Raw genomic sequence first — 1,330 nt, 5'->3', positions numbered from 1 at the left:
GTGATGGCGCAGATGTCGATGGTGATGAACCTGGACAAGTGCATCGGGTGTCACACGTGCTCGGTGACGTGCAAGCAGGCGTGGACGAACCGCACCGGGGTGGAGTACGTGTGGTTCAACAACGTCGAGACCCGCCCCGGCCTGGGGTACCCCCGCACCTACCAGGACCAGGACCGCTGGCAGGGCGGGTGGGTCCGCACGAAGAAGGGCAAGCTCACGCTGCGCGCCGGGGGGCGGTGGAAGAAGCTCGCGACGATCTTCTCCAACCCCGTGCTGCCCTCGATCCACGACTACTACGAACCGTGGACCTACGAGTACGACATGCTGCTCTCCGCCCCCCAGGGCGCCCACACCCCCGTCGCGCGCCCCAAGTCCCTGCTCACCGGCCAGGACATGAACATCTCCTGGTCGGCGAACTGGGACGACGACCTCGGCGGCTCGACCGCGACCATGGCCGACGACCCGATCCTGGCGCACATGTCCGAGCACGTCGCGACCGAGCTCGACAAGACGTTCATGTTCTACCTGCCCCGCATCTGCGAGCACTGCCTCAACCCCGCGTGCGTCGCGTCCTGCCCGTCGGGGGCCATGTACAAACGCGCCGAGGACGGCATCGTGCTGGTCGACCAGGACCAGTGCCGCGGCTGGCGCATGTGCGTCACCGGCTGCCCCTACAAGAAGGTCTACTTCAACCACAAGACCGGCAAGGCCGAGAAATGCACCCTGTGCTACCCCCGCATCGAGGTCGGCCTGCCCACCGTGTGCTCCGAGACCTGCGTCGGACGCCTGCGCTACCTCGGCCTGGTCCTGTACGACGCCGACAAGGTCACCGAAGCCGCCGCCGTCGCCGACGAGCACGACCTCCTCGCCGCCCAACGCGCCGTCTTCCTCGACCCGAACGACCCCCACGTCATCGCCGCCGCACGCGCCGAAGGCATCCCCGAGGACTGGATCACCGCCGCCCAACGCTCCCCCATCTGGGACCTCATCACCCGCTACGAGGTCGCCCTCCCCTTGCACCCCGAGTACCGCACCCTGCCCATGGTCTGGTACATCCCACCCCTGTCCCCCGTCGTCGACGTCGTGGCCGCCTCCGGCAACGACGGCGAGGACGGACGCACCCTGTTCGCCGCCATCTCCAAGATGCGCATCCCGCTCGAATACCTCGCCGGCCTGTTCACCGCCGGCGACACCGCCCCCGTCGAACGCGTCCTGCGCCGCCTGGCCGCCATGCGCTCCTACATGCGCGACATCAACCTCGGCCACGACCCCCACGAACAGACCGCAGCCGCCGTCGGCATGACCGGCACCCAGATCCAGGACATGTACC

1 protein-coding gene is annotated in these 1,330 nt (G+C 68.2%); it reads left to right on the top strand.

The window, feature by feature from the left end:
• Positions 1 to 1,330: nitrate reductase subunit beta (narH, locus tag GYH36_RS19075; protein WP_203232054.1), on the top strand; the 1,330-nt coding region annotated here is incomplete at both ends.

The organism is Cellulosimicrobium composti (assembly GCF_010287905.1).
Lineage (GTDB): Bacteria > Actinomycetota > Actinomycetes > Actinomycetales > Cellulomonadaceae > Cellulosimicrobium > Cellulosimicrobium composti.
Note: the sequence above shows the minus strand (reverse complement) of the source record. Positions and strands in the feature narration are given on the sequence as shown.